At 43.9% G+C, this 20,772-nt stretch carries 21 protein-coding genes, 3 pseudogenes and 2 riboswitches; of the genes and pseudogenes, 6 read left to right on the top strand and 18 right to left on the bottom strand.

Features of this window, described 5'->3' with window-relative positions; translation table 11 throughout:
• Positions 1-273: 273 nt before the first annotated feature.
• The 3 genes from K3G25_RS11430 to K3G25_RS11420 all read left to right on the top strand — a co-directional run bounded on the left by K3G25_RS11430 (position 274) and on the right by K3G25_RS11420 (position 2,405).
• Entirely contained in the window at positions 274-441 is a 168-nt protein-coding gene (locus K3G25_RS11430; RefSeq protein ID WP_003150808.1) for a hypothetical protein, read from the top strand.
• Between the two features lie 103 nt (positions 442-544).
• Positions 545-1,021, top strand: coding sequence for an LURP-one-related/scramblase family protein (locus K3G25_RS11425; protein ID WP_017418594.1), 477 nt, complete (start codon positions 545-547; stop codon positions 1,019-1,021).
• An 83-nt stretch (positions 1,022-1,104) separates the two neighbouring features.
• A riboswitch (SAM riboswitch) is annotated at positions 1,105-1,191 on the top strand.
• 77 nt (positions 1,192-1,268) lie between these two features.
• Positions 1,269-2,405 carry a 5-methyltetrahydropteroyltriglutamate--homocysteine S-methyltransferase gene (locus K3G25_RS11420; protein WP_110124437.1) on the top strand — a complete coding sequence of 379 codons (1,137 nt, stop codon included), beginning with the start codon at positions 1,269-1,271 and terminating at the stop codon, positions 2,403-2,405.
• A gap of 34 nt (positions 2,406-2,439) precedes the next feature.
• On the opposite strand, the gene K3G25_RS11415 is transcribed toward K3G25_RS11420, so the two are convergent.
• Positions 2,440-3,321, bottom strand: a complete 882-nt coding sequence (locus tag K3G25_RS11415; RefSeq protein ID WP_154817781.1) for a methyltransferase domain-containing protein — start codon at positions 3,319-3,321, stop codon at positions 2,440-2,442.
• Positions 3,322-3,683: 362 nt separating this feature from the next.
• Positions 3,684-3,784: riboswitch (purine riboswitch) on the top strand.
• 135 nt (positions 3,785-3,919) lie between these two features.
• On the opposite strand from K3G25_RS11415, the gene K3G25_RS11410 reads away from it, so the two are divergent.
• Entirely contained in the window at positions 3,920-5,113 is a 1,194-nt protein-coding gene (locus K3G25_RS11410) for a NupC/NupG family nucleoside CNT transporter (RefSeq protein ID WP_014419242.1), read from the top strand.
• Between the two features lie 47 nt (positions 5,114-5,160).
• Here the strand turns inward: K3G25_RS11410 and K3G25_RS11405 are convergent, their stop codons facing one another.
• The 4 genes from K3G25_RS11405 to K3G25_RS11390 form a co-directional block, all read right to left on the bottom strand.
• On the bottom strand, positions 5,161-5,835 hold the full coding sequence (locus K3G25_RS11405) for a DUF3298 and DUF4163 domain-containing protein (RefSeq protein WP_021494710.1): 675 nt from the start codon (positions 5,833-5,835) through the stop codon (positions 5,161-5,163).
• A 139-nt stretch (positions 5,836-5,974) separates the two neighbouring features.
• On the bottom strand, positions 5,975-6,268 hold the full coding sequence (locus K3G25_RS11400; RefSeq protein WP_053573921.1) for a hypothetical protein: 294 nt from the start codon (positions 6,266-6,268) through the stop codon (positions 5,975-5,977).
• 43 nt (positions 6,269-6,311) lie between these two features.
• The gene (locus K3G25_RS11395; RefSeq protein ID WP_109567311.1) at positions 6,312-8,348 is read right to left on the bottom strand and encodes an AAA family ATPase; all 2,037 of its coding nucleotides are present in this window, start codon (positions 8,346-8,348) and stop codon (positions 6,312-6,314) included.
• Positions 8,349-8,462: 114 nt separating this feature from the next.
• Complete coding sequence (locus K3G25_RS11390) at positions 8,463-10,514, bottom strand: catalase (protein WP_022553982.1); 2,052 nt, start codon at positions 10,512-10,514, stop codon at positions 8,463-8,465.
• 200 nt (positions 10,515-10,714) lie between these two features.
• Here K3G25_RS11390 and citH point away from each other — a divergent pair, with 200 nt between their 5' ends.
• Positions 10,715-11,995, top strand: coding sequence for a citrate transporter CitH (gene citH / locus K3G25_RS11385; protein WP_205161005.1), 1,281 nt, complete (start codon positions 10,715-10,717; stop codon positions 11,993-11,995).
• A 41-nt stretch (positions 11,996-12,036) separates the two neighbouring features.
• Here citH and bglS read toward each other — a convergent pair whose 3' ends face one another.
• Both bglS and K3G25_RS11375 read right to left on the bottom strand, forming a co-directional pair.
• Positions 12,037-12,768 carry a beta-glucanase gene (bglS, locus tag K3G25_RS11380; RefSeq protein ID WP_094296191.1) on the bottom strand — a complete coding sequence of 244 codons (732 nt, stop codon included), beginning with the start codon at positions 12,766-12,768 and terminating at the stop codon, positions 12,037-12,039.
• 218 nt (positions 12,769-12,986) lie between these two features.
• Positions 12,987-13,079 (bottom strand): annotated as a pseudogene (locus tag K3G25_RS11375) (CAT RNA binding domain-containing protein); the annotation flags it as partial.
• A gap of 171 nt (positions 13,080-13,250) precedes the next feature.
• Here K3G25_RS11375 and K3G25_RS11370 point away from each other — a divergent pair.
• A complete protein-coding gene (locus K3G25_RS11370; RefSeq protein WP_232489309.1) occupies positions 13,251-14,501 on the top strand; it encodes an MFS transporter in 1,251 nt (416 codons plus the stop codon).
• Positions 14,502-14,531: 30 nt separating this feature from the next.
• Here K3G25_RS11370 and K3G25_RS11365 read toward each other — a convergent pair whose 3' ends face one another.
• The 11 genes and pseudogenes from K3G25_RS11365 to K3G25_RS11315 form a co-directional block, all read right to left on the bottom strand.
• Complete coding sequence (locus K3G25_RS11365; RefSeq protein ID WP_029972962.1) at positions 14,532-15,971, bottom strand: DEAD/DEAH box helicase; 1,440 nt, start codon at positions 15,969-15,971, stop codon at positions 14,532-14,534.
• Between the two features lie 54 nt (positions 15,972-16,025).
• Entirely contained in the window at positions 16,026-16,400 is a 375-nt protein-coding gene (locus K3G25_RS11360) for a hypothetical protein (RefSeq protein ID WP_202729348.1), read from the bottom strand.
• A complete protein-coding gene (locus tag K3G25_RS11355) occupies positions 16,381-16,716 on the bottom strand; it encodes a hypothetical protein (protein WP_025650044.1) in 336 nt (111 codons plus the stop codon). The genes K3G25_RS11360 and K3G25_RS11355 overlap by 20 nt, the downstream gene beginning before the upstream one ends.
• On the bottom strand, positions 16,703-17,068 hold the full coding sequence (locus K3G25_RS11350) for an SMI1/KNR4 family protein (RefSeq protein ID WP_025650043.1): 366 nt from the start codon (positions 17,066-17,068) through the stop codon (positions 16,703-16,705). The genes K3G25_RS11355 and K3G25_RS11350 overlap by 14 nt, the downstream gene beginning before the upstream one ends.
• 46 nt (positions 17,069-17,114) lie before the next feature.
• A pseudogene (locus K3G25_RS11345) lies at positions 17,115-17,588 on the bottom strand (DUF2716 domain-containing protein).
• On the bottom strand, positions 17,566-17,856 hold the full coding sequence (locus K3G25_RS11340; protein WP_232489308.1) for a DNA-binding protein: 291 nt from the start codon (positions 17,854-17,856) through the stop codon (positions 17,566-17,568). The pseudogene K3G25_RS11345 and the gene K3G25_RS11340 overlap by 23 nt, the downstream one beginning before the upstream one ends.
• A gap of 16 nt (positions 17,857-17,872) precedes the next feature.
• Positions 17,873-18,238 carry a YxiJ family protein gene (locus K3G25_RS11335; protein WP_072177494.1) on the bottom strand — a complete coding sequence of 122 codons (366 nt, stop codon included), beginning with the start codon at positions 18,236-18,238 and terminating at the stop codon, positions 17,873-17,875.
• A gap of 257 nt (positions 18,239-18,495) precedes the next feature.
• Positions 18,496-19,326: a hypothetical protein gene (locus K3G25_RS11330; protein WP_072177495.1), complete on the bottom strand. Its 831-nt coding sequence runs from the start codon at positions 19,324-19,326 to the stop codon at positions 18,496-18,498.
• A 42-nt stretch (positions 19,327-19,368) separates the two neighbouring features.
• Entirely contained in the window at positions 19,369-19,848 is a 480-nt protein-coding gene (locus tag K3G25_RS11325) for a hypothetical protein (RefSeq protein WP_100262096.1), read from the bottom strand.
• A gap of 67 nt (positions 19,849-19,915) precedes the next feature.
• Positions 19,916-20,323: a YxiG family protein gene (locus K3G25_RS11320; protein WP_232489307.1), complete on the bottom strand. Its 408-nt coding sequence runs from the start codon at positions 20,321-20,323 to the stop codon at positions 19,916-19,918.
• Positions 20,324-20,334: 11 nt separating this feature from the next.
• Positions 20,335-20,747, bottom strand: a pseudogene (locus K3G25_RS11315) (hypothetical protein).
• Between the last annotated feature and the right edge of the window lie 25 nt (positions 20,748-20,772).

The raw sequence follows: 20,772 nt of genomic DNA, 5'->3' as shown, positions 1-20,772 counted from the left end.
GTTTTTTAGGGTACTGAATAACACAAGGCAAACGAAAACAACGAAGTGGTTAATTAGACTCTTACAAAAAATAGTGAAAAAGTTATATAAACGATCATCATTCATCAGCCGATACAATCTATAGAACCACAACAAGAGCAAAATTTCTTCAACCCATAGTCATTTTTACGGAAAATGACGTTATTTTTTAAAAAAGTGACAATTGTTTGAATACTTTTCGTTTGTTTTTTCGTACAATAATAATACCAAAACTTTTTTTGGGAGGTATGTAAAATGATGCTACTTATTTTTGCTGCTTTGACAGGGTATCTTGTTTTCTCTTTCAGTAAGGACAACCGCCGGAAAACGCCAAAGACAAGCCCGCTGGTGACAGCTGCCGACACGAATAACATCATTGATTTAAATGCGATCCGTCAAAAACGCCGGATGCCGCTATCATAAAAACGACAGCTGCCGCAAAATCGGCAGCCTTTTTTTTATGCACCCGGCCGATATGAAACCATCCGCCTCCTTTTTTCGTACAACATAAAAAAGGAGTTTTTTTATGTACCATTTTTATATCAAAGAGCGGATGTTGACGTTTAAGAATCGTTTTCAAGTGTTTCTTGAAAGCGGGAAAGAAGTCTACAATGTTGAAGGAAAGCTGTTTTCATTCGGTGATGAACTGAAGCTGACTGATTTGGACGGCCGCACGCTCGCCAGCGTCAATCAGAAACTGATGTCGCTCGTTCCCCGTTACGAGATTTCCGTCAGCGGCAAACCCGTCTGCCAAGTCATCAAGAAAGTCACGTTATTCAAACCGAAATTTGAAATTTCCGGACTCGGCTGGGATCTTACCGGCGATGTGTGGGGCCGGAATTTTCAAGTGACAGACGGAAAATCAAACCGGATGACCGTCACCAAATCATGGATGAGCTGGGGCGATTCCTATCATTTGCAGATTGAAAAGGAAGAGGATATCGTTCTTTGTCTCGCGATCGCCATTGTGATAGATATGATTCTATTTGAGGGTGATAAATAAAATATTTATCGAAATATATTGACAATATGAGAAAACATACTAAGATTAAGAGTATTACAGTTTATTCTGAAAAATAGCATATTTCCTTATCAAGAGAGGTGGAGGGACTGGCCCTATGATACCCGGCAACCGCTGTTCAGCAGAATGGTGCTAAATCCTGAAGATAAGGTTGAGATTTGCGGACGCAAGCTCTTCCCTATCCGAGGGAAGAGCTTTTTATATTTCATCAGGAAAGAAGGAATCGTTCATGTCACAGCAAAACACAGAACAACCATTGCATACGCTTCTAAGAAAAAACCCGCCGTTTCGCGCGGATCAGGTCGGAAGCCTGCTGCGGCCGGCGGCTGTGAAGCAAGCCCGCCTGCAAAGAGCGGCGGGTGAGATTTCGGCAGAACAGCTGCGCGAAATCGAAAACAAAGAAATCATCCGCAGCGTGGAAAAGCAGAAAGAAACCGGCCTCAATGTCGTGACTGACGGCGAATTCCGCCGTGCCTGGTGGCATTTTGATTTTCTCGAAAACTTAGACGGCGTCGAAGCATTTACGCCTGAAAGCGGCATTCAGTTTTACAACGTACAGACGAAAGCGCGCGGCATTAAAGTAACGGGAGATATTGATTTTTCTCAGCATCCGATGCTCGAAGATTATAAATTCCTGCACAGCATTGCTGGCGATGCTGTTCCGAAAATGACCATCCCAAGTCCGAATATGCTGTTTTTCCGCGGAAAATTGGAAAAAGCGTCCTACCAGAATGATTACAAACAATTTCAGCACGATGTGTCAAAGGCGTATAAAAAAGCGATTCAAGCTTTCTATGACGCCGGGTGCCGCTACCTTCAGCTCGATGACACCGCATGGGCCGTTTTCTTATCGGAAGCGGGGCTTCGTCAGATTGAAGCTTTCGGCACAACGCCGGATGAGCTGCGCAAGCTGTTTGCCGCTTCCATTAATGACGCCATCAAGGACCGCCCTGACGATCTGAAGGTTACGATGCATATCTGCCGCGGCAACTTCCAATCCACATGGACGGCTGAAGGCGGCTATGATGCAGCGGCTGAAACGATTTTTGACGGGCTTGACCTTGACGGATTGTTCCTGGAATATGATGATTCCCGCTCCGGCGGCTTTGAACCGCTCCGTTATGTCAAACGCTCTGATCTTCAGCTTGTGCTTGGATTGATTACGTCGAAACATGGCGAACTTGAAGACAAGGACGCGATTAAACGCCGGATTGAAGAAGCTTCACAATATGTCAGCCTGGATCAGCTTTGCCTCAGCCCGCAATGCGGATTCGCCTCCACTGAGGAAGGAAACCTGATCACAGAAGAACAGCAATGGGCAAAACTGCGCCATGTCGTCAACATTGCCGGTGAAGTCTGGAAATAAAAAAAAGACACGCGATTAGCGTGTCTTTTCCGTTTTACAGCGGACCGGTTCCGATTAAAATATCGATATCTATCGTAACAGCAGCCTCTTTCCGGCTGATAAACCGCCGGATGCTGCCATCAGTGCATTTCCATGTTAAGGGCGTCATTTTCACAAGCCGCTCGAGGTCAGGCTGCGATAAGGTCTTCGTGTAACACAGCCGTTTGCGCTCAAAGGTTTGAAAGCCCGCTTGGAATCGTCCGGCCGCAGAATCGGCGGTGTCATTCCGCCGAGGACTGTCTCCGAAGAAGAATTCCCTTACTTCCTTCAAATAATCACGCCGCGGCACCGCTTTAATGACTGTGCCGCCCTTTTTTAAAAGCCTGCTGCATTCCTTGTAATTCCAAGGTGATAAAACGGACATTACGACATCAAAACAGCTGTCGGCAAACGGCGCATCCGCCACATCAGCGACGGCAAACACCATATGATTCCCGAAGGCCTTTGCGGCGTGCAGCACACCTTCTTTCGAGAGATCAATGCCGATTCCCGTCACGGAAAAAGCGGGCTGAAGCAATTTGCATACGGCGGCTAAATGAGAGCCTTCTCCGCACCCCGCATCCAATATCGCCGCCGGTTTATGCGGAGATTGCTTACGGCTGATGATGGCGGCGATCTCCTTTTGAACCGGCCAAAAAAACTCCCGGCTGTCAAAAAGCTCGCGTCTCGCTTCGAACAGCTGCCTGTCATAGCGGGTTTTGACCGATTTATTGAGGAAATTCACATATCCTTGTTTTGATATATCAAATGTATGCCCCTGTCCGCAAATCAAGCTTTTGTATTGTGAGACCGCCATGGCCGACCGGCATAGCGGACACCTGAACACGGACTGGCATGATTGCAGTAATTCCGCGCGTTTTCTTTTTATAGACGTCAAAAAAACACCTCATTCATTCGTTATTCCGATGAAATGAAAAAGGCATAGACAAATAAACCTCGCCAAATTGGAAGGTTTAACCTATTTATCTATACCTCTCATTATCTGTAACGAATGAACTGAATGATCACGAAAATGACCCCTTTTCTGCCGTCTTTTGAAGGCTGTGCCCTCAGATCCATTTTATCAGCTGCATCCCGTCTTTACAATGAATCGGAACGGTTTTCAGGGGTTTTTTATTCCTTTATTATCCAATTACTTATGCACATCCTTTATTTTCTTTATTTATAATATAAATTTATTATTTTGAAAATATCTAAAAAGGTTGATTTTCAAAAATTGAAACGATAAAATACTGCTATCTCATGTAATATCGTTATTCTTGTATATGATCAGTAATATGGTCTGATTGTTTCTACCTAGTGCCGTAAAAGACTAGACTACAAGAAAGTTTGCATAAATTTGAACGAGTGAAAAGCATATGACGCTGTCTATTCTTTTCTTTTGGCTCTTATTTATCACACTTTCTGGCTTTCAGGAATTTGTGACGAATAAGAGTTTTTTTTATTTCCATAATACCCTTATAGGAGTTGCTCACATGTACTTTTTATTGAACATTGTCGGTCTCATTGTTGTCATGGCTGTTGTTTTCTTATGCTCTCCCAACAAGAAGAAGATTAAATGGCGTCCGATTGTCATGCTCCTCGTCTTTGAGTTTCTGATTACTTGGTTTATGTTAGGGACAAAAGTCGGCGGCTTTGTCATCGGGAAGATCGGCGCGTTCTTTACATGGCTGATTTCCTGCGCCAGTCAAGGGATTGCGTTCGCTTTTCCGTCTGTCATGGCCAATCCGACGGTTGATTTTTTCTTCAGCGCATTGCTGCCGATTATCTTCGTCGTGACCTTCTTTGATATGCTGTCGTATTTCGGTATTCTGCCGTGGCTCATTGATAAAATTGGCTGGCTGATTTCTAAAATATCCCGTCTGCCGAAGCTGGAGAGCTTTTTCTCCATCCAGATGATGTTTTTAGGAAATACGGAAGCTTTAGCCGTCATCCGCCAGCAGCTTGCCGCCGTCAGCAACAATCGGCTTCTGACATTCGGGCTGATGAGCATGAGCAGCATCAGCGGCTCGATCATCGGATCATACTTGACGATGGTTCCGTCCACTTATGTGTTTACAGCCATCCCGCTGAATTGCTTAAACGCGCTTTTAATCGCCAATATGCTGAATCCCGTGGACGTTTCTAAAGAGGATGATATTATTTACGTTCCTTCAAAAGCGGAGAAAAAAGACTTCTTCTCCACAATCTCTAACAGTATGCTTGTCGGCATGAACATGGTCATTGTCATTTTAGCGATGGTGATCGGATATGTGGCGTTAACGGCCGCGTTAAACGGCGTACTCGGATTGTTCATGCACGGTTTGACCATTCAAAAGATTTTCTCATACATCTTCAGTCCGTTTGCCTTCCTTCTCGGATTAGGCGGACATGACGCGATGTATGTCGCACAGCTGATGGGCATCAAGCTCGCGACAAATGAATTTGTGGCAATGGCCGATCTGAAAGGGCAGCTGAATTCACTTCCGCCGCACACGATTGCCGTGGCTACGACATTCCTGACATCATTCGCAAACTTCAGCACCATCGGCATGATCTACGGATCTTATCAATCTCTGCTTGATGGTGAAAAATCAGCCATCATCGGAAAAAACGTCTGGAAGCTGCTTGTCAGCGGAATTGCCGTTTCCTTATTGAGCGCGGCGATTGTCGGATTGTTTGTCTGGTAATAGAAAAAAAGCGATACCGCTCCGTTTTGGAGTGATATCGCTTTTTTTTATTGATAGACGGATGCAGGTACGAAAACGTCCCGGATTCCTGCCGCGTACGGTCCGAGATCATATTGTCCGAACACAACGGCAATGCCGTTTTTCGTAAAGAAGAAAGGTCTTTCGTTATTCAGGATGATCTCCTGTTTTTTAACGTCCTGGTCAAACAGATCGTCATGTTTCTTGATGTAGCCGTAAAGATAGTCTCTCGTTTTGTTAGCTTTCGTTTTTGTATTCAGCACATTATCGAGTGTGACCCGTTTTTTTGCGGCCAGGTCGTAATTAAAGGTCTGAACGGATGTCAGCCCGTGTGCGCCGCCTGTGTAACTATAGTCTTCCGTCTGAATGCTGAGCTTGCCGTCTTGATTATACTTCACCTTGAAATCTGCCTGGTATTCCGCTTTGTAGCCTTGTTTCTCACCGTCTTTTTTGTTTTTCACATATTCTTTGTACGATTGTTCAATATAACGTTTAAAGTCCTGATTGATTTTCTTTTCAAAAGATGCGTTTCCCGTATTTGTGACCTCGGGGTATGTCAGCTGCTTTACATGCTTATACGTATGGCTTTTGACAACGGGCTTTGCGGTTTGCGCGGCTTCGGCTGAAGGCGCGAAACCTCCGAACGGCGCGGCTGTCAGCACGGTTAAGAGCACAGCCGCCATCATTTTGAATGCCTTTTTCATCACAACTCCTCCTTTTCATTACCGTTCCCTTTTTGAAAACGGATTACACTCTATAGACAGCGCAGATCAGCAAATTGTTTCTGGGCCTTCTTTCACATTTTCTCCATAAAAAAAGAGACATGGAAAATCCACGCCTCTTTTACCGTGAAGGTCTTTGCGCAATGGCTTCATAAACGGCTTCCGCCAAATCGGAGTTGCCGAACATCTCCAAAACGCCGATAACGGTTTGATCAGGAATCGGTTCTGATTCCTCCTTCGGCACGACAAGTTCTTCAGCCGTTTTTCGCAGCTCTTCGTTTAAAGGCTGTCCGGGGTAAGCCTTGCTGTAAATGGCCATCGGGTCAAGGTCATGATTGACGCACCATTGGGCAAACACCAAAATCATCATGTTTTCGTCACGCCGGTAATATTCTTCGAGTTGTTTTTGATTCATATGTTTAGCTCCGCTATTATCTTTTTTTATTACTTAATCATATTTATATTAAGACTTCATTCTTTTTAGTTTTTAAGGTGTTGGATATGCCGAAGTACCCCATAATAGACTCAACTAATGAGTTATTACTAGGCGGAGTGATCTTAATTTTCTCATTATAGAGTTTTGCAACTTTTGTTTTTATTTTTTTGTCCGCTAAAAATTGAATCAATTTTTCCTTGTTACTTCCAGATTCGTAATTTGTCGGAATGAGTAATGAAGCTGTTCCATCAATTCTTGAAAATTTAATGTCTGAATTAAAACTATATAATGCAAATAACTTTTGTATATCTTCATTTGCATTTGAATTTATAATTTCTTTAATAGTTTCATAGAAAATCTTGGGGTCTAAACAATCTTCGATAACTGTTTGTTCATAATACTGACCTTGTTTCCATGGTTCTAAAAGTCTAACTGATTCGATATTATTACTTTTTAATGTTTGTAATCTTCTCAAATCCACTTTTCCATAACTTTCAGTTGCTTTTGAAACATTGGTCTTTACTCGATCAGTATCAATCATACAAAGAATTTTACCACTCATTGCTTGTGCTGTAGTTTTATCGGATAAAGGATAACTCAATAAACCATATAATTTAATCACATTAGAACATCCACCAACAGGTAGAATTTTAAAGTTTCCCGCATCTTTTAATAATTCTTCGAGGTATAATTTATCTGTACTTCCTTCGCATATAATCCAATTAGTATTTTTCATAGATTTGGAGTAACTAATAATGCTAGTTGCTAAATCAAACATACTTTTTAATGCTATATCATCAGGAAATCTTCTTCTTTCATCTAAATAATCAAAAAAACTAAAATCTGAAATCGAAACACTTCCTTCGATTTCTTTACTCACATGAAGTAAATGACCGCTATTTGTGATGGGGAGAGATCCATACCAATGGGTCGTTATCATGACTTGTCTATTAAAGTCTTTCGAAAGTCTTTCTAACCTCTCGAACTGCGGAAAACAATTAACAACATTCATGGACACTTCTGGTTCATCAATAGCCAGAATTAATTCTCTATCCATTTCTTTCACATTTGAAAGAAATGCATATGCAATGTCTATTAATGCCTTTCTCTGCTCACCAGAACTTAGTTTTTGAACTTCTCTATTTTTGTACCTCAATGGTCTTTTTGAAAAGTAAGCTTCAATAACTTTTTCTCTTATATCTGTTACTGTTAAATTTCTCTTACTATTTGCTTCTGGGCTGTAATTATATTGATTATCAATTGCTTTTATAGAATTATTTATGTCCTCCATAAATTTATTAAGATAATCATTTATAAAGTTTAAGAAACTTTTATTTTTCCCTTCTATTTCATACCTACTTGTCAGTACCTTATCAATTTCTAGTAGGATATCTTTGTTCATTAAAGTTTGCATTTGTTTATCTTCAATTTTTAAAATTTCGTTAGCACTTTGTTCCACAGGAATATAAACATAAGCATAGTATTCTTTTATTAATTTCCTTATCCTTTCTATTTTTTTTATGTACTCTTTATTCCCTAAAATTTTTTCAAAGTAGCTCTCGAAAGGAGCAAGTGTTGGCTTCCCATTAAATTTCACACCCGAGGGAAGTATATAGTATTCTTGTTCAGAATAGTTAGTTGTTAAGTAGTCAATAAACTCGTAAAAATTTTCAATGTATTCCCTTCTAGCAGCTCCTTTTAACCAGTCTTGTATACCGCTCCAGAATTTGTCGCTTATAATATTTATATCCTCTAAAGTTCTTTTATTTCCATCTATCTCAGACCTACTGTATCGATTTGAATTAATAATAAAATTTTCAAATTTACCCCTTTCAATAAAAAATACAGGGGTTATATACCGGTCCTCTCTCCTAGATCCTCTTGTCGCATTCCAATCTCGTCCATTAAAGAAAACATCAAGAGATTCCAAGATTCCACTTTTGCCTACACCATTTGCTCCAATATAGACAGCATACTTTTGCTCATTGTTATTTGCTATAGGTGCAAAAATTGATTTTGCATATGACTTATATCCGTTAATAAAAGTTCCCACAATCATAATACTTATCCCACCTAAATTTTTATTATATTCCAGAATATCACACATAAAACAAATATTCCATTCTGATAAACTAAAAAAAAAGCACCCTTAACAGGGTACTTTTGACTATTCTTATATGTTTCTGTCCCAATGCCGATGCTCAGCCACGGCTTTCAGAAATTGTTCGCAGTTTCCGTCCGGAACAAGGCCGGGGCCGTTTTCGGTTCCGGCGGCGAGGGCGAGAAGTTCTTTTCCTTCACCGGAGGCGCCGATCGCTTTGTAATGGCTGAAGGCTTCGTTAACGAAGTCTCTGGCCGATTTTTGGGCTTTGAGGCTGTCTGTGCTTTGTTTTCCGCCCGGAATGAAAACAGCGTCGTACAGGACGGAATCCGCTGTCAGGAAAGTGGCTGACGCTTCGAGCTCCGTGCCGTTTTCTCCCTTCACGGTCCCAAGCGCGGGGCTGATGATATCGGCTCTGACTCCCGCCTGTTTGCATGCATCAAGCACTTGTTTGACTTTCTCATCAGAAAACCCGTGGTCGGTTAAAACCGCAACCTGCCTTGTCGCTGCCGTCTTCACCGTGTTTTCCTGGCTTAAGGCCGGGGAAGTGAACGTTTCATCAGATTCACGATCCTTCGGCGGCGGGTTCACGCCGATTCCTTTCGCAACACGCTCGGCAAGCCCGGCGTCGACGTGACTGAAGACATCAACCACCTGCTGCTGCACATCCTTGCTGTTCACTTTTCCGACTTCAAAACAGAACGCGGAGATGATATGTTCTTTCTCGGCGGGAGACATGCTGTTCCAGAACATCTTGGCCTGAGAAAAATAGTCATTGAAGCTCTCACTGCGCTGGCGGATTTTTCTGCCTTCTACTTTTTCCTGGTAATGAACGTATCCGCCTTCTTCTTCTGAGGCCGGCGACGGATCATTGTTCTGCAGGGAATTTTTATGATAGGCGACAGGGCCCTTATTAATCGTCATCCGGTGGTAGCCGTCGTATTGGTTGTTATGGAACGGGCAGACCGGCCGGTTGATCGGAATCTCGTGAAAATTCGGCCCGCCAAGACGGATGAGCTGTGTATCTGTATAAGAGAAAAGCCGGCCTTGAAGAAGCGGATCATTGGTGAAATCAATGCCCGGCACGACATTTCCCGGGTGAAAGGCGACCTGTTCCGTTTCCGCAAAGACATTGTCCTGATTGCGGTCAAGGGTCATTTTTCCGATCAGCTTGACGGGAACCAACTCCTCCGGCCACAGCTTCGTCGGATCAAGGATATCGAAATCAAACTTAAATTCATCTTCTTCGTCAATCATCTGAACACCGAGCTCATACTCGACTTTGCCGCCGTTTTCAATCGTTTCCCACAGGTCACGGCGGTTGAAATCGGGATCTTTCCCGGCAATTTTCTGCGCTTCATCCCATACGAGGGAATGAACGCCGAGCACGGGTTTCCAGTGGAATTTGACAAAGCGCGCTTTTCCTTTCTCGTTGACGAAACGGAACGTATGCACGCCGAAGCCCTCCATCATCCGATAACTTCGCGGGATGCCGCGGTCAGACATCGTCCACATGACCATGTGCGCGGATTCAGGATTGTTTGCGACAAAATCCCAGAACGTATCATGAGCCGTCGCAGCCTGCGGCATTTCATTGTGCGGTTCCGGTTTTATGGCGTGAACGAGATCCGGGAATTTGATCGCGTCCTGAATGAAGAACACCGGAATATTGTTTCCGACGAGGTCATAGTTCCCTTCTTCAGTATAAAACTTCGTCGCAAACCCCCTGGCGTCACGGACGGTGTCGGCTGACCCCTTGGAGCCCGCCACTGTTGAGAAACGGACGAAAACAGGCGTTTTGACGGACGGGTCCTGCAAAAATTTCGCCCGTGTATATTCCGTCATCGGTTCGTACACCTGAAAATGCCCATGAACGCCGTACCCGCGCGCATGAACGACCCGTTCCGGAATCCGCTCGTGGTCAAAGTGCGTCATTTTTTCACGAAAATGAAAATCCTCCATCAGCGTGGGGCCGCGGACGCCCGCTTTTAAAGAATGCTCATCCTCAGACACGCGAAGCCCCTGATTGGTCGTCATTTTTTTGCCGCTGTTATCAGACCGGTACTGCTCCAGCTGTTCGTCCTTTGAGTGTTCATTTACTCGTTTGTTTTGATCATCACTCATGTCAGTTCCCCCTTTTAAAACGAAACATTCTACAGCACATTTACCCGCGGCGTTCTTCATATAAACTGCTGATCCGTTCATTAGGATTTTAGGTCTGTATTTACATATGCGGTCATACACATTTTGAAATAAGCCATTTTCACAGAAATAAATTGCGAAAGCGCTTACCAATACAGCTGTTGAACAGGGGAGGTCATATCGTGCTTGCCATACTCGGTTTTGTGATGATGATTGTCTTTATGTATCTTATTATGTCTAACCGGCTTTCCGCTCTTATTGTTTTGATTGTCGTTCCTGTTGTGTTTGCCCTGATCAGCGGATTTGGCAAAGATCTCGGCGAGATGATGATTCAAGGCGTTACAGACCTCGCTCCTACCGGGATCATGCTGTTATTCGCCATCCTGTATTTCGGCATTATGATTGACTCAGGTTTGTTTGATCCCCTCATTGCCAAAATCCTATCGCTTGTCAAAGGGGACCCGTTAAAAATCGCCATCGGCACAGCGGTTCTGACGATGACCATTTCGCTGGACGGAGATGGGACAACAACGTATATGATTACGATTGCGGCTATGCTGCCCCTTTACAAACGGCTCGGCATGAACCGTTTGGTGCTGGCGGGTATTGCGATGCTCGGTTCGGGAGTCATGAATATTATTCCGTGGGGCGGGCCGACGGCGAGGGTTTTAGCTTCCTTGAAATTGGACACGTCGGAAGTCTTTACGCCGCTGATTCCCGCTATGATCGCCGGCGTTCTCTGGGTGATCGCCGTTGCTTATCTCCTCGGAAAAAAAGAACGGAAGCGGCTCGGCATCATTTCGATTGAACACGCACCGTCTTCTGATCCGGAGGCAGCGCCGCTGAAGCGTCCGGCTCTCCAATGGTTCAACCTGCTGCTGACTGTCGCCCTGATGGCCGCGCTGATCACCAGCCTGCTGCCAATCCCTGTTCTTTTTATGATCGCGTTCGCCATCGCCTTGATGGTCAACTATCCAAATGTCAAAGAGCAGCAGAAACGGATCTCAGCGCATGCGGGTAATGCGTTAAACGTTGTCTCAATGGTGTTTGCTGCGGGCATATTCACAGGCATTCTCTCCGGCACAAAAATGGTGGATGCGATGGCGCATTCTCTCGTTTCCCTCATCCCTGATGCCATGGGCCCGCATCTGCCGTTGATCACTGCGATTGCCAGCATGCCTTTCACCTTTTTCATGTCGAATGACGCCTTTTACTTCGGTGTCCTTCCCATCATTGCCGAAGCCGCTTCCGCTTACGGAATAGACGCCGCTGAAATCGGAAGAGCCTCCTTGCTGGGCCAGCCGGTGCATCTGCTCAGCCCGCTTGTGCCATCCACCTATCTATTGGTCGGAATGGCGGGCGTCAGCTTTGGCGACCATCAAAAATTCACTATTAAATGGGCCGTGGGAACAACGATTGTGATGACGATTGCGGCGCTTTTGATTGGGATTATTTCGTTTTAATTAAAAAAGGATTTCCGTTTGCGGAAATCCTTTTCTGTACATTATTTTTTTGTATAGCGCACCCAGTCATAATGAGCGTATAGCGGATTTACACCATTGTAGGAACCGAGCCAGTCATCGACACCTATCCCATTCCACAAGTTCATCATGATCTTTCCCGGTGTTGTCGGGATTTGGCTTGTCGCAGTATGTTTTAATTGCCCATCGACATACCATTTAATAGAGTTTGGCTGCCAATCGAACGCATACGTATGATAGGCATTGGCTGCATCAAACCCGAGATCAACAATCTTCTCATGGTTTCCTGCACCATTTGTATAATAGTTAAATTGAACCTTCGTTGTGTCTTTTCCTAAAAATTCGATATCAATCTCATCCCAAGGAGTTCCATCTGTTGGACCTGTGTAAGTGAAGAACGATGAAACGATCCCTGTGTTTTTAGCTGGTTTCATTCTGACTTCATAAAGTCCATAGCCATAGGTTTGAACAGAACGGTTTTCCCCGCAGTCAAACTTGTTATAAGCTGGGCTTGTTAGCGCTAAACGCATTTCACCCAATGACGTCATGGATACGTTATTAGCCCGCCACGTGCAGTTGAACATATTTCCATTCGAATAACCATCTGCTTTTTGCCAAAAACCGGAGTTATAGCCGTTAAAAGGGTCAAAAAACGATCCACCTGTTTGAGCCGAGGCAGTAGAAGTGACTGCAAACAAACTCATAAACAATCCAGTGACAAGAAGCAGCAGCACTCGTTTCATACGATAAAACATGTCGGCATTCCCCTTTCTTTGAAAGCGATTTCTTTATCAATCATACATGATTCTGTTAAAAGGGGACATCGGTCAGAATAATGATAATAATGAATCTTAAAAAAACCTAAATTACCATCAGCACAAACAGAAATGATCAGCGCTCATTGTAATTTAGGTTTTGCCTGCCTTAACCAAGTCATATGTGAATGTAAGACAAAATAAATACAAGGAAACTAAAATGGAATGCCCCGGCCCATGATGACCAATTCCTGATTGCCTTCTTTGAGCACACTGACGACATTATTATTAATGACTTTCGCAATCTTCAATTCTGTCTCCCTCCCGCCTGACCATTTACCTGCTACACCTTGATTGTACATTCTTTTTGAACTAGGTCAATATCTCCATGTCAATCAGAAAACGCCGTTCAGAAATCTTTGTCCAACGATGAGGCAGCGGCGCATATAATGCAGAGAACCGGTTTTTGGGAAGGAGCGTGTGTGATGAAACGGTTTTCGAAAGAAGAAAGCAGCTGGATGCTGTATGATTGGGCCAATTCAGCTTATTCGGTCATTATTATGACGGCGGTGTTCCCCTTGTTTTTTAAAGCCGCGGCAGCGGAAAACGGTGTCAGCGCGGCTGATTCTACCGCTTATTTTGGCTATACGATTGCCGCCGCGACTTTTATTTTGGCGATGCTCGGCCCCGTCTTAGGAACGATTGCCGACTACAAAGGATGCAAGAAACGGTTTTTTGCCTTCTTTCTTCTGATCGGTGTGGCGGGCACAGCCGCGCTGGCTTTGATTCCCGGCGAATCTTGGATGCTGTTATTAATTTGTTATACGATTTCCACGATCGGCTTTGCCGGGTCTAATGTGTTTTATGATGCGTTTCTCGTTGATGTGGCCGCAAAGGAGCGGATGAATATGGTGTCCGCCAGGGGATTTGGACTGGGCTATATCGGCAGCACGATCCCTTTTCTCCTCAGCATTGCCGTCATTCTTTCAGCACAAGCGGAGGTGATTCCGCTGTCCGCCCAGGCTGCCGGCCGCACTGCCTTTTTGATTACGGCGGCATGGTGGGGGCTGTTTTCGATCCCGCTCCTTCTCCGCGTCCGCCAGCGCTATTATATCGAGAGGGAGCCGCGGCTTGTACTCAGCAGTTTTATACGGCTGGCCGGCACGCTGAAGCAGATCAGGAAGCATCGGGCGCTGTTTTTGTTTCTGCTCGCCTATTTCTTCTACATCGACGGGGTCGGCACCATCATTACGATGTCCACGTCATACGGGACTGACCTCGGCATCAGCGCGGCAAATCTGCTGATTGTTTTATTTGTCACACAGGTCGTCGCCGCGCCTTTTTCGATTTTGTACGGACGGCTGGCCGAACGGTTTAAAGGAAAAACGATGCTTTATGCCGGAATCGGCGTGTATATGATTGTCTGCACGTATGCTTATTTTATGGATTCCGCTTTTGATTTCTGGGTCTTGGCTATGCTTGTCGCCACTTCCCAAGGAGGTATTCAGGCGCTGAGCCGCTCTTACTTTGCCAAGCTTGTCCCCAAACAGAACGCCAATGAGTTTTTCGGCTTTTATAATATCTTCGGCAAGTTCGCTTCGATTATCGGCCCGCTTTTGATTGCCGTGACCGCCCAGCTGACCGGAAATTCGTCAGCCGCCGTGTTCAGCCTGATCATTTTGTTTGTAATCGGGATTGGCATCCTTGCGTTCGTCCCCGAGGAGACGGCGTAAAAAAAGCCTGCGCGCGGCAGGCTTTCTTTTTTATTTCTTGGCTTTATGGACTTTCAGTTTTTTGCCTTTGACCGTCGTATTTTTCATGATGTCAAGAACGTGCGGGCCTTTGCCGTTCAGAATTTCGACGTACGATGCGTTGTCCAAAATCGTGATAATCCCGATATCATCGGCTGAAACGCCGTCGATTTTCGCAATCGTTCCGACAAAATCGACCGCTCTGAGTTTTTTCTTTCTCCCGCCGTTAAAGTACAGCTTCATGATGTCTTTGTTTAACTGTTCGCTTTTGTCTGTTTTGACATCGGGGCGGGCGTTCAGTTTTTCCGCAAAAGCCGCTTTCCGTTCCGCTGTTTCTTTCTCAGACGGCGCCTCCCGCTTCTGGATGCGGAAACCGATATATGTCTCAATGTCATTCAGAAACCGCGATTCAGACGGCGTCACAAACGTAACGGCCCGTCCGCGGTGTCCGGCGCGTCCCGTTCTGCCGGTGCGGTGCACATAGCTTTCTTTTTCAAGCGGAATATCATAATTGATGACGAGGCTGATGTTTTCAATATCAATTCCTCTGGCGGCAACATCGGTCGCAATGAGATAGCGGAACTCGCCGCGCTTGAATTCATTCATGACGTCAAAGCGGTCTTCCTGCACCATGCCGCCGTGAATTTTATCGCAAGGGTAGCCCAGCCTGTCCAGTTCATCGGTTAACTGGATGACTCTTTCTTTTGTCCGGCAGAATATGATGCAGCTGTCCGGGTTTTCGGTGATCAGGACATCACGCAGCAAAGATGTTTTGTCCTCTTCTTCTGTTCTGGTGACAAAATGCTCAATGTCTTTTGTCGTCAGGCCTTCCGCTTTTACTTCAATCAATTCAGGGTCTTTCATATATGTGCGGCTCAGCTTCTCGACGTCATCCGGCAGCGTCGCTGAAAACAGCATAGTGACTCTGTTTTTCGGCAGATGCTGAATGATGGCTTCCACCTGTTCAATAAATCCCATATTCAGCATTTCATCCGCTTCGTCAATCACTACATACGCCAGCCGTTCAAGCGGCAGCGTCCCTTTCTCTATATGATCAAGCACACGCCCCGGCGTTCCGGCAACGACGTGGCTTTTTTGCTTCAGTTCGGTTTTCTGTTTATCAAAAGAAGCTTTTCCGAAAACCGCTGTGGCTTTTATCCGTTTGAAACGGCCGATATTCGTGATATCTTCTTTAATCTGCGCCGCAAGCTCGCGGGTCGGCGTTAAAATCAGCGCCTGCGGTTTGTTTTCCTCCCATTCCGCAAGCTCACAGATCGGAATGCCGAAAGCCGCGGTTTTGCCGCTGCCCGTCTGCGATTTGACGACGAGGTCTTTTTTTTGCAGCGCGGCGGGGATGACGCGCCGCTGCACTTCAGTCGGCTCGGTGTATTGCAAGCCATTCAGCGCCCGTCGGATCTCGGGGCTGATCGCATATTCATTAAACTCATTCATGACTAAACTCCTTCTCTGTCCGGCTCCCCTCATTATACGCGAAATGCCGCCGCTTTACCCTGACGTTTTGCCGGGCCATTCGGGGGACTGCTTTTTCTTCATGTCAAGCACGACCCATTTGGCGCAATAAAAGCTTATTCTTCCTTCCCCGTCATCTACATAATAGCGTATCGATTCCCAGCCGCCGTCGACCGGGCTGATATCCAGATGGATGTCGGTGATGCTTTCAAGATCATCCAGCCGGGCAGCCCTCACACCCTCAAAACGCAGCACGGCATCATACTGCCCATCAGTCAGCTTCAGCTCAAACACCGGGATTTTATCATAATACTCGTTATACCCGGTAGAGAACGTAAACTCCGTCAATTCAAAACAACCCGGCGAATCCGGCCGAAGCATAACTGCTTTCTCATGTTTGTGCCACTCCATTTTGTGCCTCCTTCTCCTCTGCTGCTTCATATTGACGGCAGTAAAAGCGGAACGTTTGATCCTCCCACTCCTCTATGAGAAAGTGCCGTCCATCATCGCCGTCAGCAACAGGATCAATTGTTACAATGCCTGAACCAGCCGCATGACTCTCCATTTCTTTTATCCGAACGGAAGAAACGTCTTTGCATGTGAGCTTTACATGAATGAGCTGATGTTCATACTCGGAGGAAAACGCCAACTCAATTACAGAAATCTCCCCTTCCCGGAAGAGGCGGAATTCTAAAATCTCATGAATCAGCCACTTATTCTTTTTCATTTTCTATTAATTCCCCTATAGCAGCGGCATACAATTCAACGCCGGCAGTCTCATGATCCCACAGATAAACGGTCTCCTCCATTACGCCGTCCGCTTTCTTCAAGCACAGCTTATCCCCGGTTCCGTTGTCGGCAATTACAATCATGTCGTCGGGCATGCTTTCTTCTCTGCACACACTGTTTTGCCTGATCACATCATCCCAGGTTTTCTGTAAACGGCCTTGTTCACGGATAGGGAAAAAAATCCACTCCCCGATTTCCGCGGGGTTCTTTTTATGAAGCAGCCGTTTATATGCTTTCGGAAAAGACGCTCTCAAGCTTTTTTCCGCAGCCCTGAACTCTTCTTCTGTCATCGTTATTCCTCCCCCATAAAACATGAGATGCATTCGCAAGCGGCATTCACTTTTGAAATAAGACAGGAGCGTTTCTTTCTATCGCCCTTATTAGCGGTGAGCCAAAAACCGTAATGGTTTGCTGCCGCGGATCCCCTGACAGCCCCCACTGAAAGTCCTAATGAATAAAGAAACAATAGTCTCCGTTTGGGATAACGGGGACCAGCCATTCGCCGAATTCATCTTTATCAATTGGCGCATGAGGATTAAATAGATAACATTCATGCTGCCAGTCCAGCGCATATATAAACTCTTGCTTTAAGGTACAAGATTGAAATGCCTTTAGTATCTGCACCTCTGCATCTTCCAAAAAACTGATATTCCCTTTTTCATCATTGAATCCTTGAGATACATTAAAAACTTGAAACGGCTTCGGAGGTTTTATTGAAGCAAATCTACTGTACGGTTTCCATTTCACTGCGCGATTCACCCTGCGCCACAATTGCTCTGTCTCCTCCTCACTCAAACAATGCCAATTCATATATTTCTGCCTCCCGCGGTTTCAAATGTTTCACCTCTGCCATCCAATCTTTTAATTCTTCAATCGTATGCAGATACGAATCAGGCGAATCTTTCAGATCAAACCCGCTCAAATATACGAGCATCTCCCAAACGGTTTCGTCCTCAACCGCCGGATCATCTGCAGCCACATACTCAGACGCCCAATCCGACACTTCTCCCCTCGTCGATTGACCGTTCAGGATCAGACCAGCCTTTTTCAAACATTCTGCTATTGTTGGTTCTTTCACGTCAAAAGCCTGCCTTTCATTTCTTGTTTAAAATGCTGACTAACAGCCTCCTAACCCGTTCGTGCCGCCCGATTTCCCGGCTGAGCTCCGGATAATCCGTTAAAGCGTTTTTCAGCTGCGCATATTGCGGATAAAGCTCAAAAAAGGATTTATATAAGGCTTTACGCTGCCGCGCAGGCATTTGTTTATTCGCCAACACAAAATCAAAGCTGCCGCAGATAAGTGCGAAGTATTCATAAAAATCCCCATCGCAGGCAACCCCCTCAAAATCTTCTTCGAATCTCTCTGCATCTGAAGGCAGCGGCCCCTCTAATTCTTTTTTGTGTAATTTCAGGTTTTGGATGACGTCATCATTTAAAGAATATCTGTTGGATCTTAACATCTCAGAATCACTCGAATATCACCTGATTCATCGATGATCGTAAACGAAAGCCCGCCATTCTGATGCCGTCCGAGATACAGATGCCCGCAGTTATCAAAATGACAAAAACATCCTTTTACTGATTCTTCGACTATCTTATTCATTTTTATTTTCATGTAATTACCCCTTGAGACTTGAATGGTATTTTATTTATATCAATCGTTCACTCTGTAAAATGATATGCAGATGGCTGAAAAAAACCATCTGCATAGGATTGATCAATACTTTACCAGATATAAATCGTTATCACTAAAGATAAAAATGCGGTCCTGGACGGCTCTGTACGTTGTTTCTTCGGTTCTATCAATACCGTGTATCATGATGTCAGTCTCTGATAAGCCTTTGTGCTCTTCATGATGAAATGCAAATAGGTTATCCTCGTGACTCTGAATTAGAAGCATCCTTTTTTTCGAAACGGATAGCTGATCACAATAGGAGTATTGATCGCCGTCCAGCACATATTCTGCAACAGTACGAATTCTGTCCCGTCCAATCTGATAATGACCGATGACACAGCAATCTTCTCCCTCGAAACAAACATACAAATCGGATTTGATCGATTGTACGGCATAGCATTCATGCATCATTTCTTTAAAATCGTCTTCAAAATAAAACGTTCTGTCTTCTGCATGAAAAGCAAATATCGCTTTCCCTTGAGGGTTTCTTTCATCATACATACCCTCGTCCGTTAATCCGATCCATAACAATCCATCCTCACCCAGATGAAATACATTGGCGCTTAATAGAAAAGAACAAATCGGATTGATTTTATTACTGTTTATGCAGTATGTTGCCAATTGACACGTATGATTTTCCAGGTAAACGATCACGATGGTGTTATCATACGAATCAATCAGATAGAAATGGGCATCTTCAGAAAATCCGCGTAACTCTTTTTTGATTAAAAGAGAGCTGCCTTTCATAACCTCCAATATTACTTTGTGATCATGCACCGACACAATAAATACCTGATCATCCCGACCCGCATTGAAATAAATGATATTTTCCCTTTCATATGACCCAACACGCTCCGCGGTAAGTTCCAACATCAGCAACACTCCGTTGATTAGGAATCTGGAATTTATATTAAATTAATCAATGATATATAAATCTGCCGCATCGTATTCAAACCAAATGATTTTTTCATTATTTTCAGTAGTTACATCAACCTTTTGAGTGTTCAGGTTCATATAGGACTTATTGTTGGCAGGGTTTGCTATTATAACAACAAAATCATTGATCGATGCTAAAAAATATAATTCATCTAATAAGTAATCTGCCATCAATTCTTCTTTGGTTAGGACACATTCAATATGAATGAACTTTTTCGATACAGTATTCATATGTATCATTTTCTTTTCAACCTTCTTCTTCCATTCTTCAATAAAAGAAGGTGTTGCCATAACTTCTATCAGAACGGTCTCGAATTCTAAGTCATTCATTAATTGAGAAAAAGTATCTTTACTCACTAGATCACATGAATATATCGAGTTGTATTTCAGCGGATTAATCACATCCAGATTCCCTATAGCCTTCAATGATTCTTTTTGTATATTTAAAGGGCTGCTCATGTTTACCTCCGCGAACGATTTCGTTATGTAAGAAAAGAGAGGCTGGGAACCTCTCTTATTTGTTTATTTATGATTTCGAATGATACGCATAAAATGATTGATCATCAAAGCGAACTGTTTCAGCTTCTACAGCAATCAGCATTCTGTTCATGTCAATGAGAAAATTAGCATTTGATTGATACTCCGGAATTACAGCATTTGATAGATTTCCGATTCCTTCCGGGTGGTAACTCATCTCAAATACTTGCCAATTGTATTCTTCGGGATCTATTTTTTCTAATCTCATATCGCCAATATCTGCGCTAAAATAAACAGATGCTACATTTTGAAATAATATTTTATGTGTATATTCACTTTCTTTTTCAAAAACCTTAATATCAAGTGAAAGTTCTTTTTTAAACACATTAAAATCAAAATGAAGGACAGCGCACCCCTCATCTATATAATCAACCCAATCAATTATTGTTTTGTACATTGTTTATCTCCCTAAGGACGTTTTGGAGGATTTTTTGTGTCTTTGAGATCTGATTTTAAAGTCTTCACGAAAAATTCTAGCTTTTCTTCATTACAGTTCAATTTATAGAAAGTTGTATTTGAATGATTTTCCACAAATCTAATTATAAATCTGTAATATTCGTTTTCTTTATCAATACTCAAAAAAAAAATGGTTCAATTGTTTCTAAACGTATCCTATCTTGATTCCCTGCTAATAATGCTTCAATCCCTGATATCAGCATTTTATATTCACTTTCTAATAAAGCGGCGGAGTAATCGCGAGCGATTACTTTATTATGTTCTAACAGTTCAAACATTGTTGAGATAAAAGGATCATCCTCCGCCTCTTGATACCTTCTCGGTGTTATGTCAAGTTCCAGACAATCATCTCTAATTTTAGCCATGCTGCCTCCTCGTTTTGGGTGAAAA

This window comes from Bacillus sp. FCW2 (genome assembly GCF_021228595.1).
Classification (GTDB): domain Bacteria; phylum Bacillota; class Bacilli; order Bacillales; family Bacillaceae; genus Bacillus; species Bacillus velezensis.
This window is presented reverse-complemented; position numbering and strand designations above follow the sequence as displayed.

Excerpts from the sequence above, each read along its gene's own strand:
- K3G25_RS11430 (WP_003150808.1), top strand. The coding sequence starts at position 274 with ATGATGCTACTTATTTTTGCTGCTTTGACAGGGTATCTTGTTTTCTCT.
- K3G25_RS11425 (WP_017418594.1), top strand. The coding sequence starts at position 545 with ATGTACCATTTTTATATCAAAGAGCGGATGTTGACGTTTAAGAATCGT.
- K3G25_RS11420 (WP_110124437.1), top strand. The coding sequence starts at position 1,269 with ATGTCACAGCAAAACACAGAACAACCATTGCATACGCTTCTAAGAAAA.
- K3G25_RS11410 (WP_014419242.1), top strand. The coding sequence starts at position 3,920 with ATGTACTTTTTATTGAACATTGTCGGTCTCATTGTTGTCATGGCTGTT.
- K3G25_RS11405 (WP_021494710.1), bottom strand. The coding sequence starts at position 5,835 with ATGAAAAAGGCATTCAAAATGATGGCGGCTGTGCTCTTAACCGTGCTG.
- K3G25_RS11400 (WP_053573921.1), bottom strand. The coding sequence starts at position 6,268 with ATGAATCAAAAACAACTCGAAGAATATTACCGGCGTGACGAAAACATG.
- K3G25_RS11395 (WP_109567311.1), bottom strand. The coding sequence starts at position 8,348 with ATGATTGTGGGAACTTTTATTAACGGATATAAGTCATATGCAAAATCA.
- K3G25_RS11390 (WP_022553982.1), bottom strand. The coding sequence starts at position 10,514 with ATGAGTGATGATCAAAACAAACGAGTAAATGAACACTCAAAGGACGAA.
- bglS (WP_094296191.1), bottom strand. The coding sequence starts at position 12,768 with ATGTTTTATCGTATGAAACGAGTGCTGCTGCTTCTTGTCACTGGATTG.
- K3G25_RS11365 (WP_029972962.1), bottom strand. The coding sequence starts at position 15,971 with ATGAATGAGTTTAATGAATATGCGATCAGCCCCGAGATCCGACGGGCG.
- K3G25_RS11360 (WP_202729348.1), bottom strand. The coding sequence starts at position 16,400 with ATGGAGTGGCACAAACATGAGAAAGCAGTTATGCTTCGGCCGGATTCG.
- K3G25_RS11355 (WP_025650044.1), bottom strand. The coding sequence starts at position 16,716 with ATGAAAAAGAATAAGTGGCTGATTCATGAGATTTTAGAATTCCGCCTC.
- K3G25_RS11350 (WP_025650043.1), bottom strand. The coding sequence starts at position 17,068 with ATGACAGAAGAAGAGTTCAGGGCTGCGGAAAAAAGCTTGAGAGCGTCT.
- K3G25_RS11335 (WP_072177494.1), bottom strand. The coding sequence starts at position 18,238 with ATGTTAAGATCCAACAGATATTCTTTAAATGATGACGTCATCCAAAAC.
- K3G25_RS11330 (WP_072177495.1), bottom strand. The coding sequence starts at position 19,326 with ATGTTGGAACTTACCGCGGAGCGTGTTGGGTCATATGAAAGGGAAAAT.
- K3G25_RS11325 (WP_100262096.1), bottom strand. The coding sequence starts at position 19,848 with ATGAGCAGCCCTTTAAATATACAAAAAGAATCATTGAAGGCTATAGGG.
- K3G25_RS11320 (WP_232489307.1), bottom strand. The coding sequence starts at position 20,323 with ATGTACAAAACAATAATTGATTGGGTTGATTATATAGATGAGGGGTGC.